The organism is Nocardia tenerifensis NBRC 101015 (assembly GCF_000308715.1).
Lineage (GTDB): Bacteria > Actinomycetota > Actinomycetes > Mycobacteriales > Mycobacteriaceae > Nocardia > Nocardia tenerifensis.
The window spans coordinates 1-20,977 of the sequence record NZ_BAGH01000327.1 but is presented as its reverse complement, the minus strand read 5'-3'; the positions used below and the strand labels follow the sequence as shown (position 1 = coordinate 20,977).

Below are 20,977 nucleotides of genomic sequence, written 5' to 3'. Positions count from 1 at the left end.
ACCGGACGCCCGAAGGCGGAGGGTAGAGAGGGCGTGCTGGCCGGTGCTGCGACGCTGGAGCAGTACGCCGAACTCGGGCCGGTGCACCGCGGCAAGAGCCTCCAGGGCAACTTCGAGGCCACCGACTTCATGGCGTGGGAGCCGCGCGGTGTCGTCGTCGCGCTGACGCCGTGGAACGACCCGGTCGCGGTGTCCTGCGGTTTGCTAGGGGCCGCGCTGGTGACGGGGAACTCGGTCGTCTACAAGCCGAGCGAGCGCGCACCGCACACGGGTCACCGTCTCGGCCAGCTCCTCGCCGAGGTGCTCCCCGAGGGTGTGCTGCAGACGGTGCACGGCGACGGACGGGTCGGCGCCCTGCTCGCCGGCCGCCGCGATGTGGATGTCGTCGCGCATGTCGGCAGCACGGCGACCGGCCGGTCCATCGCGAAAAGCGTTGCGGAGACGGGCGCCAAGGCCCTGCTGGAGAACGGCGGCAACGACGCGCTCGTCGTCGATGCGGGCGTGGACCCACGCTGGGCCGCCGACCAGGCGGCGCTCGGCGCGTTCGCGAACGCGGGTCAGATCTGCGTCTCCGTCGAGCGGATCTACGTGCACCGCGAGGTCGCGGAGGACTTTCTGTCGGCACTGGTCGAGGCGGCCGAGGCGTGGAAGTCCGCGCCGCTGGTCGACCGGCGGCACCGCGATCACGTGCATTCCCACGTGTGCGACGCGATCGATCACGGAGCCAGCCTGCTGACCGGCGGTTTCGTGCCCGACGGTGCGGGGGCGCACTATCCGCCCACGGTGTTGACCGGCTGCGCGGCGAGCATGCTGATCATGCGCGCGGAGACCTTCGGTCCGGTCGCGCCGGTCCGGGTGGTGGACACCTTCGAACAGGGCCTCGCGGAGGCGGCGGACGACGAATTCGGGCTCGCCGCAACCGTGTTGACGCCGTCGATGGCCCACGCACAGGATGCCTGGCGGGAACTGCCGGTCGGCACGGTCAAGATCAACGCCGTATTCGGCGGCGCGCCCGGTGGCGCGGCGCACCCACGGCGCGCCAGCGGAAGCGGCTTCGGTTACGGGCCGGAACTATTGGACGAGATGAGTCAGACCAAGGTCGTGCACATGCGTCCCGCCCCCTGACTCCTCATGACCGCAGCGAGTAGGTGCTGAGATATGCGTGTACTTGTTACCGGTTGGCCGGGCTCCGCGCCCGGCGTGGATCCATCGAGAATGCGCCGAGTGGGCGATGCGCTCACCACGGCCGACACACCGCACGGCTGTGTGTGGGGCCCGAAACTCCGTTTCGGCGCGGTGACCGAAAAACTGCTCGGTGCACCGTTCGCCGAGCGGGCGAGGTGAGCCCGGCGGCCACGGCGAAGACCACCATCGTCATCGCCACTCGCAACCGCGCCGCCGAATTGGCCCGCACCCTGGCCGAATTGAGCGCCCTGCGCCCCCGCCCGCCGATTGTGCTGGTGGACAACGGCTCCACCGACGATACCGTCGGCGCGGCGGAGGCCTTCAGCGGAGTCGAGATCATTCGGCTGCCCCGCAATCTCGGCGCGGCCGCCCGCAATATCGGCGTCGCCGCGGCCCGGACGCCGTACGTCGCCTTCAGCGACGACGACTCCTGGTGGGCCGGCGACGCGCTGCCCACGGCCGAGCGGTTGCTCGACGCCCATCCCCGGCTCGGCCTCATCGCGGGCCGCACGCTCGTCGGCGCCGACGCCCGCGACGACCCCGTCAACGAACTGATGGCGAACAGCCCGCTCGGCCACCCGCCGGGCCTGCCCGGACCGCTGGTGCTCGGCTTCCTCGCGTGCGCGGCGATCGTCCGGAAGAAGGCGTATCTGGAGGTCGCCGGGTTCAGTTCGCTGCTGCATTTCGGGGCCGAGGAGCGACTGCTCTCACTCGACCTCGCGACCCGCGGCTGGCACCTCTGCTACGTGGCGCACGTCCACGCCCACCACCACCCCTCGACGCGGCGACCACCGCAGCCGTGGCGCAGGCAGGTCGAGCAGCGCAACAACGCGTTGATCGTCTGGATGCGCCGGCCGCTGCGGCGGTGCGCCACGGAGACGACGCAACTGCTCGCCGGAGCACTGCGCGACCCCGGAACATTGCCCGCCGCAGCGGGATTCGTGTCACGCCTGCCGTGGGCGCTGGCGCAGCGGCGCAGGCTGCCCCCGGAGGTGGAGCGTGCGGCGCGCACGCTCGAACTGCTCCACGAAAGGAACTAGTGCGATGGACACGGACCGAATAACGGTCGTCATCATCACCCGCGACCGGCGCGAGCAACTGCTCCGTACCCTCGCACACATGACCGCGCTCCCGGACGCCGCGCCGATCATCTTGGCGGACAACGGATCCAGCGACGGCACCGCCGACGCGGTCGCCGCGGCGTTCCCCACGGTCCAGCTCATCCGATCGCGGAGCAACCTCGGCGCGGTGGCCCGCAATATCGCGGTCGCGCGGGCGCGCACCCCCTACGTGGCCTTCTGCGACGACGACACCACGTGGCAGCCGGGCGCTTTGACGCGCGCCGCCGACCTGCTCGACGAGTACCCCAGCCTGGGTTCGGTGACCGGGCGCTGCCTGGTCGCGCCCGACCTGCACGAGGATCCGATCACGCCGGAGATGCGCGACTCGCCGATTCCCGGCCCCGCGTGGCTGCCCGGCCCCGCTCTGCTCGGCGTGATGGCGGGCCTGTCCGCCTTCCGGGTCAGCGCGTTCGACCAGGTCGGCGGCTTCTCCGAGCGCCTGTGGTTCGGCGGCGAGGAGGAACTGCTCGCGCTCGACCTCGCCGCACACGGCTGGTGGATGTGCTGGATCGAGGACATGATCATTCATCACGCGCCGTCCCGGCGGCGCGACTCTACCGAGCGTCGGCGGCTCGGCATCCGAAATACGCTGTGGACCTTGTGGTTACGCCGCCCGGCGAGCAGCGCCGCCCGCCGCTCCGCCGCGGTGCTCCGCTCCGCCCCGGCCGACCGCACCACCGCGGGCGCGGTCCTCGACACCCTCCGCGGACTGCCGTGGGTCCTGCGCGAACGCGAAGTCGTGCCGCTGCACATCGAGGCAGGCCTGATCCTGCTGGAGGAGTCGCAGCGCAACTCGCGCGCGCGTCGCTACGTCGGCTGAGCGCGCCTGCGTTGCGATCAGGGCGACGAAAACCCTGGTCGCGGTGGGTGTTTCGATGGTCTGCTCGGGGAGCATCAATCGGCTTCGACAGCAAGGTGAGCTCATGACCGTCGCACACGCATCCGGCACCGTCTCGGTGACCAAACTCGGCGCTCGAATCGGCGCGGTGGTGGGCAATGTCCGGCTCGGCGGCGACCTGGACGTGGTGACCGTCGAGGCGATCCGCCGTGCGCTGCTGGAGCACAAGGTGATCTTCTTCCGTGGGCAGAATCATCTGGACGAGGACGGGCAGTACGAGTTCGCCCGGCTGCTGGGCAGTCCGACCACCCCGCATCCGACCGTCACCTCGCACGGCGTGAAGAGCCTGGCCATCGACTCCGAGCACGGCCGCGCCAACAGCTGGCACACCGACGTCACCTTCGTCGATCGCGTGCCGAAGGCGTCGATCCTGCGCGCGGTGCACCTGCCGGCCTACGGCGGGTCGACCACCTGGGCCTCCACCGTGGCGGCCTACGAGTCGCTGCCCGCCTCGCTGAAGCTGCTCGCGGAGAACCTGCGCGCCGTGCACACCAACGTGTACGACTACGCGGCCCGCAACGTGGAGCCCCTGCGCCCGAACACCCAGGCCTACCGCGCCGAGTTCGAGTCCACCTACTTCGAGACCGAACACCCGGTGGTCCGGGTGCACCCCGAGACCGGCGAGCGGGCGCTGCTGCTCGGCCACTTCGTCAAGCAGTTCGTCGGCCTGTCCAGCGCCGAATCCCACACGCTGTACCGCCTTTTCCAGGATCGGGTGACCCGCCTCGAGCACACCACCCGCTGGAACTGGGCGCCGGGCGACGTGGCGATCTGGGACAACCGCGCCACCCAGCACTACGCCGTCGACGACTACGACGACCAGCCCCGCAAGCTCACCAGGATCACCCTGGCCGGCGACGTGCCGGTCGGCGTCGACGGCGTCGCGAGCACCAGCATCGCGGGCGACGCCGAGCACTACTCGATCATCGAGGAGCCGCAGCCGCTGGCCTCCTGAACCGGGCCCGGGCGACTCGGCCGATCGCACGCGGCGGCCGGTTCGCGCGGGCAGCGAGGTGTCGTCGTCGGCCGCCGTGGGCGCCCCTGAGACACTGGTGCGATGAGTATTCGGCCGCTGGACGGTGTTCGCGTCCTGGAGCTGGGCAATTACATTGCCGCGCCGACCGCCGGGCGCATCCTCGGCGACTTCGGCGCCGAGGTGATCAAGGTGGAGCGGCCCAAGGCCGGAGACGAGTTGCGCAACTGGCGGCTCTACGGCGGCGACACCTCCATGCTCTACCGCACCGTCAACCGGAACAAGAAGTCGATCACGCTGGATCTGCGCAGCGAGGCGGGTCGCGCCGTCGTGCTCGACCTGATCCGTAGATGTGATGTCCTCCTGGAGAACTTCCGCCCCGGCATCCTGGAGAAATGGGGGCTCGGGCCGGAGGTGCTCAACGAGGCGAACCCGATCCTGGTGATCACCAGGATCTCCGGCTACGGCCAGACCGGGCCGCACGCGTCGCGGCCCGGCTTCGCCGCCGTCGCGGAGGCGGTCGGCGGGCTACGGGAACTCATGGGTGAGCCGGACCGGCCGCCGGTGCGCACGGGGGTGTCCATCGGCGACTCGATCGCGGGCGTCTACGCCGCCTTCGGTACCGTGATGGCCCTCTTCCAGCGCGAGCGCAAGCCGGACGAGACGCCGATTCCGTTGCGGGAGCGCGTGATCGACGTCGCGCTCAACGAGACGATCCTCTCGGTGATGGAGTCCCTGGTCCCCGACTATCTCGCGTACGGCATCAACCGCGAGCGCGTCGGCGGCCTCGTCGAGGGCATCGCCCCGAGCAACGCCTATCCGTGCGCCGACGGCCTCAGCATCATCATCGGCGGCAACGGCGACGCCATCTTCCAGCGCTACATGCAGGTGATCGGCCGCCCCGACCTGGCCGCCGACCCGGAACTGCGCGACAACGCGGGCCGCTGGCGGCACCACGAACGCCTCGATCGGGCGATCGGCGAGTGGACGATTCAGCACACCCGCGCCGAAGCGCTGAAGATCCTCGAGGCGGCGGGCATTCCGTGCGGCCCCATCTACACCGCGGCCGACATCGTCGCCGACGAGCAATACAAGGCGCGCAATATGATTCAGCCGTTCTCGGTGGATGTCGGTGCGGCGGAACCGAAGACGGTCGGCTTCCCCGGGATCGTCCCGGTGATCGGCGAGCAGTCCCTGCCCATCCGCTCCATCGGACCCGACCTCGGTGCGCACACCCGCGAGGTGTTGTCCGGGCTACTCGGCATGAGCGACAGCGAGATCGACGCCTTGGAGGCGAAATGAGACAAGACCGCAGGCGTCCGCCGGGGCGCGGCCCCCGCGATATCCGGTCGCCGGGGTTCACCCGGCCGACGGTGCACCCGAACCCCGCCGGCGTGCACGAAAAGCCCTGGGGCGGCGTGATGTGCGCGCCTCGGCAGGAGCGGGACGAGCGATGACCGCGGCGGTCCTGCGCGACGTGACGCTGCGAGACGGGTTGCAGCTCACCGGAAAGGCGCTGCCGGTCGAGCGGAAGGCGGACATCGTCCGCAGGCTGCTCGCGCTCGGCGTGCCCGCCTTGGAGATCGGCTCCATGGCCCGCCCCGACCTGGTGCCGCCGATGGCGAACACGATGGAGCTCATCGCCGCGCTGACACCCGAAGAGCGGCAACGCTGTTGGGTGTGGGTGGCGACGCCGCGGCACGTCGAGAAGGCGGCCGAGGCGGGCGTGCGCAACTTCCAGTACTGCTTCTCGGTCTCCGACGCGCACAACAAGGCCAATATCGGCCGGACCACCGAGGACAGCGTGGCGGCCATGCCCGACGCGGTCCGGCTGGCCGAGGCGGCGGGCGGCTCGATCCAGTTGTGCCTGGCCACCAGCTTCACCTGCCCGTTCGACGGGCCGGTGGATCCGGAACGGGTGCTCGCCATCGCCAACGACCCACGTACGGCGGGAGCCGAGGACATCGTGCTCGCCGACACCCTCGGCCAGGCCCACCCCGGTGCGGTCGCCGCGCTGGTGTCCGCCGTGCATACGCGAACTCCGCCGCGCCGCATCGTCTTTCACGGACACGACACGTGGGGGATGGGCGTCGGCAACACCCTGGCCGCCATCGCCTCGGGCGCGACGATGGTCGACGGGTCGCTCGGTGGACTCGGCGGCTGCCCCTTCGCGCCCGGCGCCAGCGGCAACACCTCGACCGAGGACATTCTGTTCGCGACGCGCCCCGAGTGGTTCACCCCGGCCACCCTCGCGGCGTTGGTCGAGCTGTCCGAGGACTTACTCGCCGAACTCGGCGAGCCGAATAGATCTCGCGCCGCGGAGGGCGTGCGTTCCAAAGCCGTTGCTTTCGAGTGGGTTAGCGCGCGGGTCGCTGGGTAAATACTCAGCAGCGGTTGGCCTTCAGTGCGGTACGGGGGAGTCGACGGATCGGTGAATGTTCCTCGGAGTTTTCGCTCGGTGTGAGGCGCATGCCGTTCTGCGGCACGGGAGTACGGGGACGTGGTGTGCTCGACATCATTGACCAGGCACAGTCGCGACGGCGACGCGATTGTGTGTTCCATATCACGTGATAGCCATTCATTCGCCGTGGGCGAGAAAAGCTGACTTTCCGGCAAACATGTGCCGAACGGAAAGGGTTGCGCGACAAAGGGTCGAGCGATTTCCGCGATTCGCTCGTCGCCGATAGGCAAATTATCAGTTACCACAATGTTGGTCATGCGTTCAGGAGACGACGCGAAAACGTTCCCTTTCCGTGGTATCTGTAGCGGGCCGACACCGAGGGAGTGCGGCTGTTCTCTGAAGGGAAAGTCTTTGAAGAAGATTCGTACATTCGGTTTCGTGGCCGTCACCGCGGCCTCCATCGCCGTCGCCGGTGCGGGTCTCGCGGTCGCCGCGCCGCCGCTCACCGGTTCGGGCACCGGCTCCGCCGCCACTCAGACCCCGCCGTACACCGGCTCCGCCAACGGCACCGTGGGTGAGCCCCTGACGGGCTCGGGCACCGGCTCGGCCGCCACCCAGAAGCCGCCGTACACCGGTTCCGCCAACGGCACCGTGGGCGAGCCGCTGACGGGTTCGGGCACCGGTTCGGCCGCGACCCAGAAGCCGCCGTACACCGGCTCGGCGAACGGTGGCGTGGGTGCGCCGCTGACCGGCTCGGGCACCGGCTCCGCCGACGGCTCCGGCGCGGCGATCAACGCGTTCCTCACGGCGCTGCTCGCGGGCAGCAGCACCGCGAAGTAGTCCGCCACTCGAGGCGCTCGGCGCCCTGTCCACCCGAGCGCCTCGGCTGACTCACCGACATTCGATCCGACCCCGGCCATCTCGGGGTCGGATTCGCTGTTTCCCGGGGGCGCTGTCAGCGGCCGGCGCGGGGAGCGCCTGCGCCGGGGTCGATCCGGGCGGGGCCCGCCGCCGTCGGGACTATGGGAAAGTCGAAGATGGCGGTGGGGATGTATACGGTGGCACAGGAATTGGGGATGTCGACCACGCCGGAGAAGCGGCCCTCGATGGGCGCGGCGCCGAGGAGCAGGTAGGCCTGCTCGGGGGTGTAGCCGAACTTGGTGAGGTAGTCGATGGCATGCAGGCAGGCGCGTTCGAAGGCCAGTTGTGAGTCGAGGTAGCGCTGCTCGCCGCCGAGGGTCACCGACGTTCCCGAAAAGGCAAGGTACTCCGAGTAATTCGGACCCGTATTGCCCGGCAGGAAGATGGCGTGCTCGGCGACGCCGTAGAGCTCCATGCCGTTCTTGATCAGATCGACCCGCAGGTCGATGAACCCGCCCATCTCGATCGCGCCGCAGAAGGTGATCTCGCCGTCGCCCTGGGAGAAGTGCAGGTCGCCGACCGAGAGGTGCGCGCCGTCGACGAACACCGGGTAGAACACCCTGCTGCCGCGAGTGAGGTTCTTGATGTCCTGGTTGCCGCCGTTCTCGCGCGGCGGCACGGTGCGCGCGGCCTCGGCGGCGACCCGGTCGAACTCGGCGCCGGAGAGCGTGCCGAGGATGGCGTCGCGCGGTTCGGGCGGCAGCGCCAGCGGCGGCACCCGCTGCGGATCGGTCGCGATGAGCGCCTCTTCCCGCGCGTTCCACTTACGCAGCAGCGCGGCCGACGGCGCGGTGCCCATCAGTCCGGGATGGGTGATGCCAGTGAACTTCACCCCGGGAACGTGGCGGGAGGTGGTGGTCTGTCCGCTGAAGTCCCAGATCGCCTTGTACGCGTCGGGGAAGTGCTCGGTGAGGAAACCGCCGCCGTTGTCGGTGGCGAAGACGCCGGTGTAGCCCCAGCCCTGTCCGGCGAGCGGGCCCGAATCCTCCTGGGGGAGCGGGCCGAGGTCGAGAATGTCGACGATGAGCAGGTCGCCGGGTTGCGCGCCCTCGACGGCGAACGGGCCGGACAGGCGGTGCGCGGCGTCGAGCGGCGCGTTGAGCACGTCCTCGGCGGAGTCGTCGTTGTGGATGGCGCCGTCGAGCCAGTCGCGCACGTGCACCCGGAACTCGGCGCCGGGCTTGACGGTCACCGCCGCGGGAATGTCGGGGTGCCACCGGTTGTGGCCCATCAGGCGCTGCTCGGTGAATCGCTTGGCGGAGTCGAGCGGAAAGACTAACTCGGGCATGGCGGTTCCTCTCTCAGGGGCGGGGAAGCTTGCGATGCAATGGGTTTCGCGTCACCGGAACGGGCCTGCGCGGCGGGGCGGCCACGACCGACGGCTCACTCGCCGTGCGTTCGGTCGCGTCGATCAGCCGGGTGGCGGCCGAGCCCGGCCGGATCAACGCCGCGACGCCGAACTGCCGCTTGCTGCTCGACGCGCAGTCCGGGCACGGTGCGGCGGCGGGCACGTCGGCCATCGCAAAGGCGAGATCGAAGCCGCCGCAGGCGCGGCAGTGGAACCAGTAGAGGGGCACGGGGACCTCATTATTTTCATATGAATATGTTTCGTGTGACGACGATACAAACCCGTGCTGGTCGCCGCAGCGAAACCGCGCGGTAACGTTCGTGTTTCGAGATTCAGGAGTCGAGTTCTGCGAGCACGCTGAACTCGAGCGCGTCGGCGTCGGCCAGATAGACCGGCTGGGTCGTGTGCGCGCCGCGCACCCGCACCTCCCCGCGCGGGCCGCCGTAGCTGACCCGTGGCGCGCTGCGTTCGATGGCGCGCAGGTCGAGGCTGCGGGCCGACTCGACCAGCGAGGCGAACAGCAATAGTCCCTCGTAACAGGATTCGCCGATGTTGTTCAGCGCGGGCGCGGCCGGGCCGAACTCGCGCAGGTAGCGCGCGCCGAAGTCCATCCCGGCCGCCGACACGACGCTCTCGAAATAGCCACTGGCCGTGAACAATCCCCGCGTGCTGTCGGCGCCGCCCGCGTACAGCACGTCCTCGCCGATCATCATGCTCAGCCGGAGCCGGTCGCCGTCGAGGCCCGCCTCGGCGAAGGCGTTGTTGAACGCGGCGCAGTCCGCGCCGACCATGAACAGCAGCACGCCCTGCGCGGGCGAGCGGTGGATGAGGTCGAGCGACTGCCGGAAGTCGCGCCCGCCGAGCGGGACGAAGCTCTGGCCGACGATCTCGAGGTCGGTGCCCGCCATGAATTCGACTGCGGCCCTTGCGGTCTCCCTCGGCCACACATAGTCGTTGCCGACGACGCACCAGCGGCGGATGCCGTGTTCGGCGCGCAGCCAGCGCAGCGCCGGGAACAGCTGCTGCTCCGGCGTCTCGCCGACCATGTACACGCCGTCGGAGTCCTCGCCGCCCTCGTAGAACGTGGTGTAGACGTAGGGCACCCGGCCCGCCGTGTGCGGCGTGATCACCTTGCGCGCGTTGGACAGATGCCAGCCCACCACACCGTCGACCATGCCGGTGCCGACCATGCGGTCGATCGTCGCGGCCAGCACGGGCAGCGGCGCGCCCGCGTCCACCGGATGCAGCCGGACCTGCCGATCGAGAATTCCGCCCGCGGCGTTGATATCCGCGACGGCGAGCGCGGCGCAGGCCTCACAGGAGGGGCCGAACATGCCCGCCGACCCGCTCAGCGGCACCACGAGCGCGATGTCCACCGTGGCGCGACGAAAACCGTAGCAAGACAATGGAATCACCACCGCACATTTCCAGGTGCATTCTAACGAAACGGGGTTGGATATAGTACTGAGGTGGACCATAGCACCGCTCCCGCCGCCTTGGCGGAGTTGGCGCGGCTTGTGCGCAGGGCTTCCCAGGAACTCGACCGGGCCATCTCGGCCACCCTCGGCGAGCACTCCGTCGCACGCTGGCACGCGCTCGCGGCGGTGGTGGACGGCGCGGGCCACCCGATGTCGCACCTCGCGGAGGCGACCCTGCTCACCGGCGCGAACCTGACTCGCCTGATCGACGGGATGATCGCCGACAACCTGGTGCACCGCAAGGTCGACGACACCGATCGCCGCCGGGTGCTGGTGTTCCCGACCCGTCGCGGGCTGGCCGCCTACCAGGCCATGAACCGCGCGGTCGGCGCGAGCGGCCTCGACGTGCTCGCCACGCGCAACACCCGGCTGGCCAAGACGTTGGCCGGCCTGGTCGACCAACTGCACGCGGAATCCATTACCACGTAATCCGCCCGCGCGCATCGATACCGGAGGCGTCGGGGAATTCCCTGATGGCGCGCGCGCACGATCGCGGTAAGACTGGTGTGCATGACTTCGCAAGCTTTGGGCGCCGACGCCACCGACGTGGCGGTCCCGGCCGACGTCGCGGCCCGCGCTATCGACCTGGTCAAGGTCTACGGCTCGGGAGATACGCAGGTCCGCGCGCTGGACGGGGTGTCGACCGAGTTCGCGAAGGGGGAGTTCACGGCGATCATGGGTCCCTCCGGATCCGGCAAGTCGACCCTCATGCACTGCCTGGCCGGACTCGACAGCGCGAGCAGCGGCACCGTCCGGGTCGGCGACACCGACCTCGCCGGCCTGTCCGACAAGCAGATGACCCGGCTGCGGCGCGACCGGATCGGCTTCGTGTTCCAGGCTTTCAACCTGGTGCCGACGTTGACCGCGCTGGAGAACATCACGCTGCCGCTCGACATCGCCGGCCGCAAGCCGGACCAGGACTGGCTCGACACCGTGCTCAAACGGCTCGGCCTCACCGACCGGCTCACCCACCGGCCGAGCGAGCTGTCCGGCGGACAGCAGCAGCGGGTGGCGTGCGCGCGGGCGCTGGCGGGCAAGCCGGAGATCATCTTCGGTGACGAGCCCACCGGCAACCTCGACTCGAAATCCTCCGAGGAGGTGCTGTCGATCCTGCGGGCCGCGGTGGACGAGTTCGGGCAGACCGTGGTGATCGTCACGCACGAGCCGCACGCCGCCGGATTCGCCGACCGGGTCGTGTTCCTGGCCGACGGCCGGATCGTGGACAAGATGCGGGATCCGACCTCCGATACCGTCCTCGACCGGATGAAGGCGCTGGAGCAGGCGTGATGGCGGGCAGTCCGATGCGCAAGGTCGCCTTGCGCAATCTCGCCGCACACAAGGTGCGGCTCGCGCTCACACTCTTGTCGGTGGTGCTCGGCACCGCGTTCATCGCGGGGTCGTTCGTGTTCACCGACACGCTGCAGCGCACGTTCGACGGGATCTTCGCCGGCCAGGCGAAGGGCGTCGATGTCCGGGTGAGCCCGAAAGAGCGCCAGGCGCAGGGGGTTCCGAACAATATCGTCGACCAGCTACAGAAGTATCCCGGGGTGCGCACGGCCGCGCCGAGCGTGAACGGCGTCGTGGTGCTGCTGACGCCGGACGGGAAGAAGGCGATCCAGACCGGCGGCGCGCCCACCTTCGGCCAGTCCTATCTGCCGCCGGAGCGCGCGGTCGCCGAGCCGAACAAGTTCGTCGAGGGCGTGCCGCCCTCGAAACCGGGTGAGATCGCGCTGAATGTCGGCGGCGCCGAACGGGCCGGGGTGAAGATCGGCGAGCACACCAAGGTGCTCGTCCCCTCGCAGGGCAACCCGCTCGACGTGACCCTCACCGGCATCTACGAAGTGCCCTCGGACACCGGCGGTTTCATCGGTGTGCTGTTCGACGACGTGCAGGCGCGCAAGCTGTTCACCGACGGGCTGCACGTCGCCTACGTCGACATCGCGGCCACCGGCATACCCGGCGACCAACTGCGCGACAACCTCGCCAAGGAACTGCCGAACCTCAAGGTGCAGAACGGCGATCAGGTGCGCGCGGACCTGAAGAAGGAAGTCTCCAACGCGCTCAACTTCATCAACTACTTCCTGCTCGCGTTCGGCGCGATCGCGCTGATCGTCGGGACGTTCATCATCTACAACACCTTCTCGATGATCGTCGCCCAGCGCCTGCGCGAACTCGCGCTGCTGCGCGCCGTCGGGGCGAGCCGGCAGCAGGTCGGGCGGTCCGTGGTCGCGGAGGCGTTCGTCATCGGATTGGTCGGCAGCGCAATAGGATTGGCGGGCGGCGTCGGGTTGGCGTTCGGATTGTCGGCGGTGCTCAACGCGTTCGACCTCGGACTGCCCACCGGATCGATGACGGTGCTGCCGCGCACCATCGTGGTCGGGCTGCTGGTCGGCCTGGCCGTGACGGTGCTCAGCGCGTACGCACCCGCCCGCCGGGCGGCGAAGATCCCGCCCGTGGAGGCGATGCGCGAGGAATTCGCCTCGGCCGGTGACTCTTTGCGGATGCGCACCTGGCTCGGCGCGGTGCTCGCGGTGGCCGGCGTGGTGCTCGTCTACCTCGGCGCGCAATCCACCGGCGGCGACGCGGCGCTCACCGTCGGCATCGGTGCGCTCGCGCTGATCCTCGCGGTGCTGCTCGCCGCGCCCGCGCTCTCCCGGCCGGTGGTCGGCGGGCTCGGGGTGCTGACCCGCCCGTTCGGCCCGATCGGCCGGATGGCGCGCAACAATGCCGCGCGGAACCCGCGCCGCACCGCCGCAACGGCTTTCGCGCTCACGCTCGGGCTGATGCTGGTGACCGCCATCGGCATGCTCGGCGCCTCGGCCAAGGCGAGCGTCGGCGTGCTGGTCGACAAGGGCGTGAAGTCCGAATACGTGCTCGCGACACAGCAATTCGTCGGCGTGCCCTTCAGTGTGGCGGACTCGGTCCGCAAGTCCGTGCCGGGCGTGGCCGATGTGGTCGGCATTCGCGGCGTCGGCTTCCAGCTCGGTGACGACCAGATCGGTGGCACCTCGCCGGACGGGCCGCTCGATCGGGCATTGAACTACGAAATACTGCGTGGCAGTGGGACTCTCGGCGATCGGGACATGCTGGTGTCCGAGGACGAGGCCACGAAGCGCGGCTGGCGGGTCGGGCAGCAGGTCACGCCGACCAGCTTCGACGGCAAGAAGGTTCCGCTCACCGTCACCGGCATCTATCGCAAGACCCCGCTGCTCGGCGCGGTGGTGGTGTCGCCCGCCGTGTACCGGGAGGTGGTGCCGGTCAACCTACAGCGGAATATCGTCGTGCTGGTCAAGGCCCAGCCCGGCGCGAACCTCGCCGAGATGCGCGCCGATCTGGAGAAGGTGGTCGAGCCGTTCCCGGTGGTCCAGGTGCAGGATCGGGAGGAGTTCAAGGGCGCGCAGGGCAGGCAGATCAACACCTTGCTCGCCATCCTGTACGGACTGCTCGCGCTCGCGGTGGTGATCGCCATCCTCGGCATCGTCAACACGCTGGCGCTGTCGGTGGTGGAGCGGCGTCGCGAGATCGGCATGCTGCGCGCGGTCGGCATGCAACGCGCGCAGGTCCGCCGGACCATCTATCTGGAGTCCATGCTCATCGCCGTCTTCGGCGCGATCGTCGGCATGCTGCTCGGGCTGGGGCTCGGGGTGGGATTCCTGCGGACGTTGCGCGATCTGGGGCTCGACCAGATCGCCGTTCCGTGGTCGCAACTGGTGCTGGTGCTGGTGAGTTCGGCGGTGGTGGGGGTGCTGGCTGCCTTGTGGCCCGGTGTGCGGGCGGCGCGAACACCGCCCTTGGCGGCGATCGCCGACCTGTAGCGCGCCCTTGTCCGGCGGGCCCCGAGAGCTTTCGGGGCCCGCCGTTCTCGTTCCATGGCAATGGCGTGCACGACGCTCGATCACGTCGCCGTATTCGCGTTTTCTGTGACGCGTCCAGTGGATTCGCCTGGGCCGCCGCGGCTTTGGGCGGCGCTCGAACCGATGTGTCTCTCGCGTCACATCGGGCTGAAGTCGGCGAGGGAGTGGTGCTAAGTTAAACGGAGGATGTAGCTCCGCTTAATTGCCGGGATCGGCCTGGTTCAACGGGGAAGGAGGCCGCGGGCAATGGTGGCTGTGGGCCTTGGCGGGCCGGATGTGGGTCTCGAATTCGCTCCGGGCGGATTCGTCGAGCGATTACGGGCGGCCGTGCAGGGTCGCGGCCGCGAGGCGGTCCGGCAGCTCGCGCTGATCACCGTGCTCTATCTCGGGTATCGCGTCGGGCGGATGTTCACCGCCGACGACCGGGTGCGCGCGTTCGGCAACGCCCGTGGCCTGCTCGGCCTGGAGGACCGGTTGTGGCTGCCCGAGGAGACGACGCTGCAGTCGGTCTTCGTGCACCACGACTCCTTCGCCGTGCCCGCCAACTTCTATTACGCCACAGCGCATTTCACCGTCGCGGTCGCGGTGCTGCTGTGGCTGTGGATATTTCGCCCCGAGCACTATCGCTGGACACGAAATCTGATGGTGGCGCTGACCGCCGCCGCGCTGGTCGTCCACGTGCTCGTCCCGCTCGCGCCGCCGCGCATGCTGCCCGACCTCGGCTTCGTCGATCTCGCCGCCGTACACGGTCAATCCGTCTACGGCTCGGCCGAGTCCGGCGGCCTGTCCAACCAATTCGCCGCCATGCCCTCCCTGCACGTCGGCTGGGCACTGCTGCTCGCCTTCGCCATAGTCGCCGCGACCAGCACGCCCTGGCGCTGGCTCGCACTGATCCACCCGGTCCTGACCACGCTGATCGTCGTAGGCACCGGCAATCACTACTGGCTCGACGTCATAGTCGCCGTCGCCCTACTGGCCCTCTCCGCCCTACTGCACCCAAAGCTCGTACCGACCACAGCCACCGCCTGGGGCACCATGGGCCCGGTACCCCCGAAACCCCACCTCTCGACCGTCGCGGGTTAGTTCGGCTGGGTGGGCCCTAGTAGTCGCGGATGTTGTGTTCGGTCAGGTCTGTCGCGTGCTTGGCCACGGTTCGGAAGTCGTTGTCGTCGTGGAGGACGGTCAGTCCGTGATGGGCGGCTGTGGCGGCGATGAGGAGGTCCACGGCGGAGGCGCTGCGATGCTGACCGAGTCGAGACAGGCGGTGCTGCGTGGCGTTGATCCACGTGCCGGCCTGCTTGGGCACCGCGACATTGGGGTAGAGGTCGGCGAACATCTCGTTGAGTTCATCGAACTCGTGCGCGTCGCGGGCGCTGTAGAGGAACTCCGAGCGCTGGACGTAGCAGGACCCGACCGTCCGGGCGACGATGGCCTGCTCCCATGCCGCCTGAACGGCCGGGTCCGCGAGCAGGCGGACCAGCCCGGAGGTGTCCAGGAGATAGATCACCGATCGCGAACCGCTTTCTCGGCGAGATGCCGTTGTTCGGCGTCGGTCACGGCACCCCAGGTGCGGGCGCGCTCGAAGTGCTTGCGTACCAGGCCCGCACGTTCCTGCTGTTCGGCGTAGAAGCGGAGGGCTAGATTGACCGCCTCCTTCTTCGTGCGGACGCCGGACAGAGCCATGGTCCGCTCGAGCGCGTCGTCGTCCAGATCGATCTGCGTCACCGTCATGGCTCACCTCGATGTCGATGTTGGTGATGTACATCGAAGGATACATGACCAACATCACCTCTGGCTCGAATTGGCGTTCGCCCAGGTTTGCAGGTCGCCGCGGTCGAGGGCGACGGCCAGCAGGGCGGGGAATTTGTCGGGGGTGCAGGCGAAGGCGGGGACGCCGAGGGCGGCCAGGGCGGCGGCGTTGTCGTGGTCGAAGGCGGGGGCGCCCTCGTCGGAGAGGGCGAGCAAGACGACCACCTGGACGCCGGCCTCTTTCATCGCGTTGACGCGGCGCAGCATCTCGGTGCGGACCCCGCCCTCGTAGAGGTCGGAGATGAGGACGAACAGGGAGTCGGCCGGCCGGGTGATGAGGGTCTGCGAGTAGGCGATGGCGCGGTTGATGTCGGTGCCGCCGCCGAGCTGGGTGCCGAACAGGACGTCGACCGGGTCGTCGAGTTTGTCGGTGAGGTCGACGATCTCGGTGTCGAAGACGACCAGCGAGGTCTTCAGCGAGCGCATGGAGGCCAGCACGGCGCCGAAGACGGAGGCGTAGACGACGCTGGCGGCCATCGAGCCGGACTGGTCGATGGCGAGCACGACATCGCGTTGCACCGCTTGGGCTTTGCGCCCGTAGCCGACCAGCCGCTCGGGCACCACGGTGCGATGGTCGGGCAGGTAGTTGGCCAGGTTCTTGCGGATGGTGCGATCCCAGTCGATATCGCGCAGCCGCGGCCGGGAGACGCGCGCGGCCCGGTTCAACGCGCCGGAGACCGCGGCCACGGTGTGCGCGGCGATGCGCTGCTCGATCTCGCGCACGACCTTCTCCACCACCAGTCGCGCGGTGGCCTTGGTGGTCTCGGGCATCACCCGGTTCAGGCTCAGCAGGGTGCCGACCAGGTGCACGTCGGGCTCCACGGCCTCGAGCAGTTCCGGCTCGAGCAGCAGCTGGGTGAGGTTCAGCCGTTGCACGGCGTCGCGCTGCATCACCTCGACGACGGTCGAGGGAAAGTAGTTGCGGATGTCGCCGAGCCAGCGCGCCACCCGGGGCGCGGAGCCCTCCAGCCCGCCGGAGCGCTTGCCGGAGGCTCGCTCGTCGTCGTTGTACAGCGCCGACAGCGCCCGGTCCATCGCCACGTCGTCGGCCGAGCCGAGTCCGCCCAGCCCCTCCTCGGCGGCGGCGCCGAGCACCAAACGCCAACGCCGCGCCTGTGTTTCCTCGACCTCGTCCATCGCGTCCCCTGGTGTGTTCATGCCGGAATCCCGAAGATCTCCGCGGCGGTGCGCATCGCGACGGCGCCGCGCGCGAGGTCGTAATCGCCGTCGGCGTCGGCGTGCGGGGTGGCGCCGCCGCCCTCGCGCACCGCCCGGCCGATGGCTCGGCGCTCGCCCGACTCGAAGGCGCCGAAGGTCCGGCGCAGCAGCGGAAGCGTCTCGACGAACTGGTCCTCGCGCAGCGCGCGCAGCCAATCGTCGATGAGCCGCAGCAACTCTCGGTCGTGCACCAGCAGCAGCCCGCGGCCGCCGAGGAAGCCGTCGACCCAGGCCGCCTTCGCCGCGGCGGTGTTGCCGACCGAGAGGGCGGCGGAAAGCCTACGGGCGGAGTCGGTCTCGTCGATGCGGCCCGCGTCGCAGAGCAGCCGGACGGCGCGGCCGACCAGGGCGCCGTGCACGTCGTCTCGGTCGGCGAGCTTGCCCAGTGCGCCGAGCCATTCACCGGTGGCCCAGCCGTCGTCGCGGGTGTGGACGGCGGTGTGCGCCGCGTCGATCAGGGTGCGCAGCTCGGTGGCGGCGTCGGTGTCCAGGCCGGTCACCGCCGCGGGCAGGCCGGCGCAGACGCGCACGAGCAGGCCGTCGGCGACGTGCGCGAGCGCCTTGGTGTCGGTGCCTCGGACATCGCCGTAACGCAGCGTTCTGATCAGGCCGGGCAGCGCGGCGAGCAGGTGGGTGATGTCGTGGTCCAGCGCGGCGGCCGACTCCAGCCTGGTGATCAATCCGTCGGTGGCGCCGCCGAGATCGGCGAGCAGCGCGACCTCGAGCGCCGCGGACAGCTCGCCGACGGTGCTGTCCTCGCGGCTCGCCGTGTCGAGGATCTTCGCCTCGGCGGCGGTGCGGACGGTGGTGCCCCAGCGGGACGCCTCGATGATCGAGATCGCGTACTCCGGCCGCCACTCCAGCGTCCAGGTCTCCCGGAAGGTGCCCGTGCTGCGCACCTCGCCGGTGGTGAGCGTGCCCCAGGGGATGTCGAGCACGCGCAGCCGGTGCAGCAGGCGAGACCGCTCGACCTCGCGTTCCTTACGCAGGTCGAGGTCGACGACCCGGGACAGCGCCTCCTGTTTCATCCGCAGCGTGCGGATCCTGGCGCGCAGATCGGCGTCGAGCGGGACGGTCGGCGTGCCCTCCGGCACGGTGCCGAGCGCCTCGCCGATGACGAGTTCCTTGACGACCAGCCGCAGCATCGTCTCGTCGCCCGCGCACATCACCGCCCGGGTGGCCTCGGTGACCTCGGACAATCCGGCCAGTGGGCGGTCACGCATGGCGGCGAGGGTGTCGGCGAGGCGCACGGCCTCGATGATGTGCGCGCTCGACACCGGCAGATCGTGGGCGCGCAGCACCCCGGCCACCCGGGTGAGCCAGCGGGCGATCGGCCGCTCGGTCTCGGTGAACAGGTGGTGGTACCAGCCGGGCGAGGTGATGCCCGCGCCGTAGCCGGAGCCGGTGGACAGCCGCGAATGCGTCCACGGCACCCAGGTGAGCGTGGCCTTGGTCTTCGGAAGCCCCTTCAGCAGCCTGGTGTCGGCGGCCGCGGGCCCGAGCTTGCCGGTGAGCGCGGGCGCGTGCCAGGCGCCGCACACGACCGCGAGCCGAACGGCCCCGTCCTTCAACGCCTTGCGCATCGTCTGCCGCATGTAGGCCTCGCGCCGCAGGGTGTGCGCGTCGATGCGGAGGGGCTCGAGCCGGATCGGCTCCAGGTCGGGGACGTCGGAGGTGGCCTCCGCGACGGTATTGGTTCCCGCTGTCGGATCTTCCGCGTCGGGGCGGAGATCGATCCTCGGCGCGGTCGAATCCTCTTCTCCGACTTCGCCTTCGGTATCATGGCCCGTGCCGATGGGCTCGGCCGAGATCGTCGCGGACTCGCGCAGAGCGCCCATCGCCTCGGTGATCGCGTCGAAAGCCGTTGCGTCGGGCGTGGATTCGACGACCGCGTCCCACCACCGCTCCGCGTCGTCGTAGCCGCCCGCCGCCGCGAGCTCGGTCAGCGGATCGAACCGGTCGCCCGGCTCCTCCTCGGCGGCGAGCACCATGGTCGCGGGAAGATCGCAGAACCGAACGGGCACAGCGTTTTCCACGGCGTACCGCAGCGCCTGCCACTCCGGCGAGAACACCGCGTACGGCCAGAACGCCGCCTTGGCCGGTGCGTCCGGCACGTAGGCGAGCAGCGCGACCGGCGGCGCCATCCCCTCGGCCGCGACATAGGCGACCAGCGGATCGGCGTCCGCGGGCCCCTCGATGAGGATGGCGTCCGGCCGGAACTCCGCCAGCGCCGACCGCAGCGATCTCGCGGAACCGGGCCCGTGGTGACGGATGCCGAACACGCGGGTCCGCGGCGCGTCGGAGGCCGAGGCGGCGGCCCGGCCATTCTGTGACGATGTCAAGATCGCACCCCCTGCCCGTCGCTGACCCCGGCGCTCACCCGGAGACCTCGCGGCAGGCCCGGTAGAAGTCGGACCACTCCGGGCGTTCGCGCACAACGGCTTCCAGGTACTCGGTCCACACCACGGCGTCGGCCACGGGGTCCTTGATCACCGAACCCAGGACGGCCCCTGCGATGTCGGCGGCCCGCAAAACCCCGTCGCCGAAGTGCACCGACAGCGCGATCCCGTTGGTGATGACCGAGATGGCCTCGGCCGTGGAGAGCGTGCCCGACGGCGACTTGAGCTTGGTGCGCCCGTCCGCGGTGATGCCGGAGCGCAGTTCCCGGAAGACGCGCACCACCCGGCGCACCTCCTCGGCCGCGGCGGGCACCTGGGGCAGCTCCAGCGAGGCGCCGAGCTGTTCGACGCGCCGGCTGACGATCGCGACCTCCTCGTCCTCGCTGGCCGGCAGCGGCAGCACCACGGTGTTGAAGCGCCTGCGCAGCGCGGAGGAGAGTTCGTTCACGCCGCGGTCGCGGTCGTTGGCGGTGGCGATCACGTTGAAACCCTTGGCCGCCTGCACCTCCAGGCCGAGCTCCGGCACCGGCAGCGTCTTCTCCGAGAGCACGGTGATCAGCGCGTCCTGCACGTCGGACGGGATGCGGGTGAGCTCCTCGATCCGGGCGATCGAGCCCGTGCGCATCGCGGTCATCACCGGCGAGGGCACCAGCGCGCCCTCGCTCGGGCCCTCGGCGAGCAGCCGCGCGTAGTTCCAGCCGTACCGGATGGCCTCCTCCGCGGTGCCCGAGGTGCCCTGCACGAGCAGGGTCGACTCCCCGCAGATGGCGGCCGAAAGGTGTTCCGACACCCAGGTTTTGGCGGTTCCCGGCACGCCGAGCAGCAGCAGCGCCCGGTCGGTCGCCAGCGTCGCGACCGCCACCTCCATGAGCCGGCGCGGGCCGACGTACTTGGGGCTGATCACGGTGCCGTCGTCCAGGGTGCCGCCGAGCAGGTAGGTGACCACCGCCCAGGGCGAGAGCCGCCAGGACGGCGGGCGCGGGCGTTCGTCGGCGGCCGCGAGGGCGCGCAGTTCGTCGGCGTAGGCCTGTTCGGCGTGTGGACGCAGCAGGTCGGTCGTCACGTCGGTCATGGTCACTGCAACTCCTCGAGCATCATCGAGCGGTGGTTGAGGTCGTGGGCGAGCTGATCGAAGGCTCGCTCCCAGGCGGGGTCGCCGCATCGACGCGCGACCACGGCGGCGGCGCTCGCGGCGGTGACGGGCAGGTGCGCCGACGCCGCGGACAGCAGCGAGCGGTGCGCGTTCGGGGTATTGCCGTGCGCCTCGGGGCGGCGGGCCGCCGCGCGGGCGCGTTCGAACAGCAGCAGGATCAGGTGCTGCGCAAGGGGTTCGGGCCACGGGTGGCCCATCGCGGGCAGCAGCGCCTCGATC

Annotated in this window: 20 protein-coding genes; 11 read left to right on the top strand and 9 right to left on the bottom strand. The window is 70.0% G+C overall.

The window, feature by feature from the left end; all coding sequences use genetic code 11:
* The 7 genes from ON39_RS26280 to ON39_RS26250 form a co-directional block, all read left to right on the top strand.
* The coding region (locus ON39_RS26280; RefSeq protein ID WP_040738427.1) for an aldehyde dehydrogenase family protein at positions 1-1,125 on the top strand (1,125 nt) is incomplete at its 5' end.
* Positions 1,126-1,340: 215 nt separating this feature from the next.
* Positions 1,341-2,225, top strand: coding sequence for a glycosyltransferase family 2 protein (locus ON39_RS26275; protein ID WP_040738422.1), 885 nt, complete (start codon positions 1,341-1,343; stop codon positions 2,223-2,225).
* A gap of 4 nt (positions 2,226-2,229) precedes the next feature.
* Positions 2,230-3,126: a glycosyltransferase family 2 protein gene (locus tag ON39_RS26270; protein ID WP_040738421.1), complete on the top strand. Its 897-nt coding sequence runs from the start codon at positions 2,230-2,232 to the stop codon at positions 3,124-3,126.
* Between the two features lie 103 nt (positions 3,127-3,229).
* Positions 3,230-4,159, top strand: coding sequence for a TauD/TfdA dioxygenase family protein (locus ON39_RS26265; RefSeq protein WP_040738420.1), 930 nt, complete (start codon positions 3,230-3,232; stop codon positions 4,157-4,159).
* A gap of 102 nt (positions 4,160-4,261) precedes the next feature.
* Positions 4,262-5,479, top strand: coding sequence for a CaiB/BaiF CoA transferase family protein (locus ON39_RS26260; protein WP_040738419.1), 1,218 nt, complete (start codon positions 4,262-4,264; stop codon positions 5,477-5,479).
* Positions 5,480-5,630: 151 nt separating this feature from the next.
* Positions 5,631-6,557 carry a hydroxymethylglutaryl-CoA lyase-like TIM-barrel protein gene (locus ON39_RS26255; protein ID WP_040738418.1) on the top strand — a complete coding sequence of 309 codons (927 nt, stop codon included), beginning with the start codon at positions 5,631-5,633 and terminating at the stop codon, positions 6,555-6,557.
* Positions 6,558-7,016: 459 nt separating this feature from the next.
* Positions 7,017-7,418, top strand: coding sequence for a hypothetical protein (locus tag ON39_RS26250; RefSeq protein WP_146251045.1), 402 nt, complete (start codon positions 7,017-7,019; stop codon positions 7,416-7,418).
* Positions 7,419-7,533: 115 nt separating this feature from the next.
* On the opposite strand, the gene fmdA is transcribed toward ON39_RS26250, so the two are convergent.
* From fmdA to ON39_RS26235, 3 genes are all read right to left on the bottom strand, one after another.
* Positions 7,534-8,787: a formamidase gene (gene fmdA, locus ON39_RS26245; protein WP_040738416.1), complete on the bottom strand. Its 1,254-nt coding sequence runs from the start codon at positions 8,785-8,787 to the stop codon at positions 7,534-7,536.
* 13 nt (positions 8,788-8,800) lie between these two features.
* The gene (locus ON39_RS26240) at positions 8,801-9,076 is read right to left on the bottom strand and encodes an FmdB family zinc ribbon protein (RefSeq protein WP_040738415.1); all 276 of its coding nucleotides are present in this window, start codon (positions 9,074-9,076) and stop codon (positions 8,801-8,803) included.
* 103 nt (positions 9,077-9,179) lie between these two features.
* A complete protein-coding gene (locus ON39_RS26235) occupies positions 9,180-10,262 on the bottom strand; it encodes a substrate-binding domain-containing protein (RefSeq protein WP_246002787.1) in 1,083 nt (360 codons plus the stop codon).
* A gap of 54 nt (positions 10,263-10,316) precedes the next feature.
* Between ON39_RS26235 and ON39_RS26230 the strand changes: the two genes are divergently transcribed.
* The 4 genes from ON39_RS26230 to ON39_RS26215 all read left to right on the top strand — a co-directional run bounded on the left by ON39_RS26230 (position 10,317) and on the right by ON39_RS26215 (position 15,262).
* Positions 10,317-10,754 carry a MarR family winged helix-turn-helix transcriptional regulator gene (locus ON39_RS26230; RefSeq protein WP_051187108.1) on the top strand — a complete coding sequence of 146 codons (438 nt, stop codon included), beginning with the start codon at positions 10,317-10,319 and terminating at the stop codon, positions 10,752-10,754.
* A gap of 81 nt (positions 10,755-10,835) precedes the next feature.
* A complete protein-coding gene (locus tag ON39_RS26225) occupies positions 10,836-11,612 on the top strand; it encodes an ABC transporter ATP-binding protein (RefSeq protein ID WP_051187106.1) in 777 nt (258 codons plus the stop codon).
* Positions 11,612-14,140 (top strand): ABC transporter permease, encoded by a 2,529-nt coding sequence (locus ON39_RS26220; RefSeq protein WP_040738414.1) that lies wholly within the window; start codon positions 11,612-11,614, stop codon positions 14,138-14,140. The genes ON39_RS26225 and ON39_RS26220 overlap by 1 nt, the downstream gene beginning before the upstream one ends.
* A gap of 285 nt (positions 14,141-14,425) precedes the next feature.
* Positions 14,426-15,262, top strand: a complete 837-nt coding sequence (locus tag ON39_RS26215; RefSeq protein ID WP_083894698.1) for a phosphatase PAP2 family protein — start codon at positions 14,426-14,428, stop codon at positions 15,260-15,262.
* Positions 15,263-15,278: 16 nt separating this feature from the next.
* On the opposite strand, the gene ON39_RS26210 is transcribed toward ON39_RS26215, so the two are convergent.
* The 6 genes from ON39_RS26210 to ON39_RS26185 all read right to left on the bottom strand — a co-directional run.
* Positions 15,279-15,686, bottom strand: coding sequence for a PIN domain-containing protein (locus ON39_RS26210; protein WP_040738413.1), 408 nt, complete (start codon positions 15,684-15,686; stop codon positions 15,279-15,281).
* Complete coding sequence (locus ON39_RS26205) at positions 15,683-15,910, bottom strand: type II toxin-antitoxin system VapB family antitoxin (protein WP_040738412.1); 228 nt, start codon at positions 15,908-15,910, stop codon at positions 15,683-15,685. The genes ON39_RS26210 and ON39_RS26205 overlap by 4 nt, the downstream gene beginning before the upstream one ends.
* Before the next feature lie 54 nt (positions 15,911-15,964).
* Positions 15,965-17,146 carry a VWA domain-containing protein gene (locus tag ON39_RS26200; protein WP_373283738.1) on the bottom strand — a complete coding sequence of 394 codons (1,182 nt, stop codon included), beginning with the start codon at positions 17,144-17,146 and terminating at the stop codon, positions 15,965-15,967.
* Positions 17,143-19,548, bottom strand: a complete 2,406-nt coding sequence (locus ON39_RS26195; protein ID WP_051187104.1) for a DUF5682 family protein — start codon at positions 19,546-19,548, stop codon at positions 17,143-17,145. The genes ON39_RS26200 and ON39_RS26195 overlap by 4 nt, the downstream gene beginning before the upstream one ends.
* A 34-nt stretch (positions 19,549-19,582) precedes the next feature.
* Positions 19,583-20,677, bottom strand: coding sequence for an ATP-binding protein (locus tag ON39_RS26190; RefSeq protein WP_040738409.1), 1,095 nt, complete (start codon positions 20,675-20,677; stop codon positions 19,583-19,585).
* Positions 20,678-20,679: 2 nt separating this feature from the next.
* Positions 20,680-20,977: DUF5691 domain-containing protein (locus ON39_RS26185; protein WP_040738408.1), on the bottom strand; the 298-nt coding region annotated here is incomplete at its 5' end.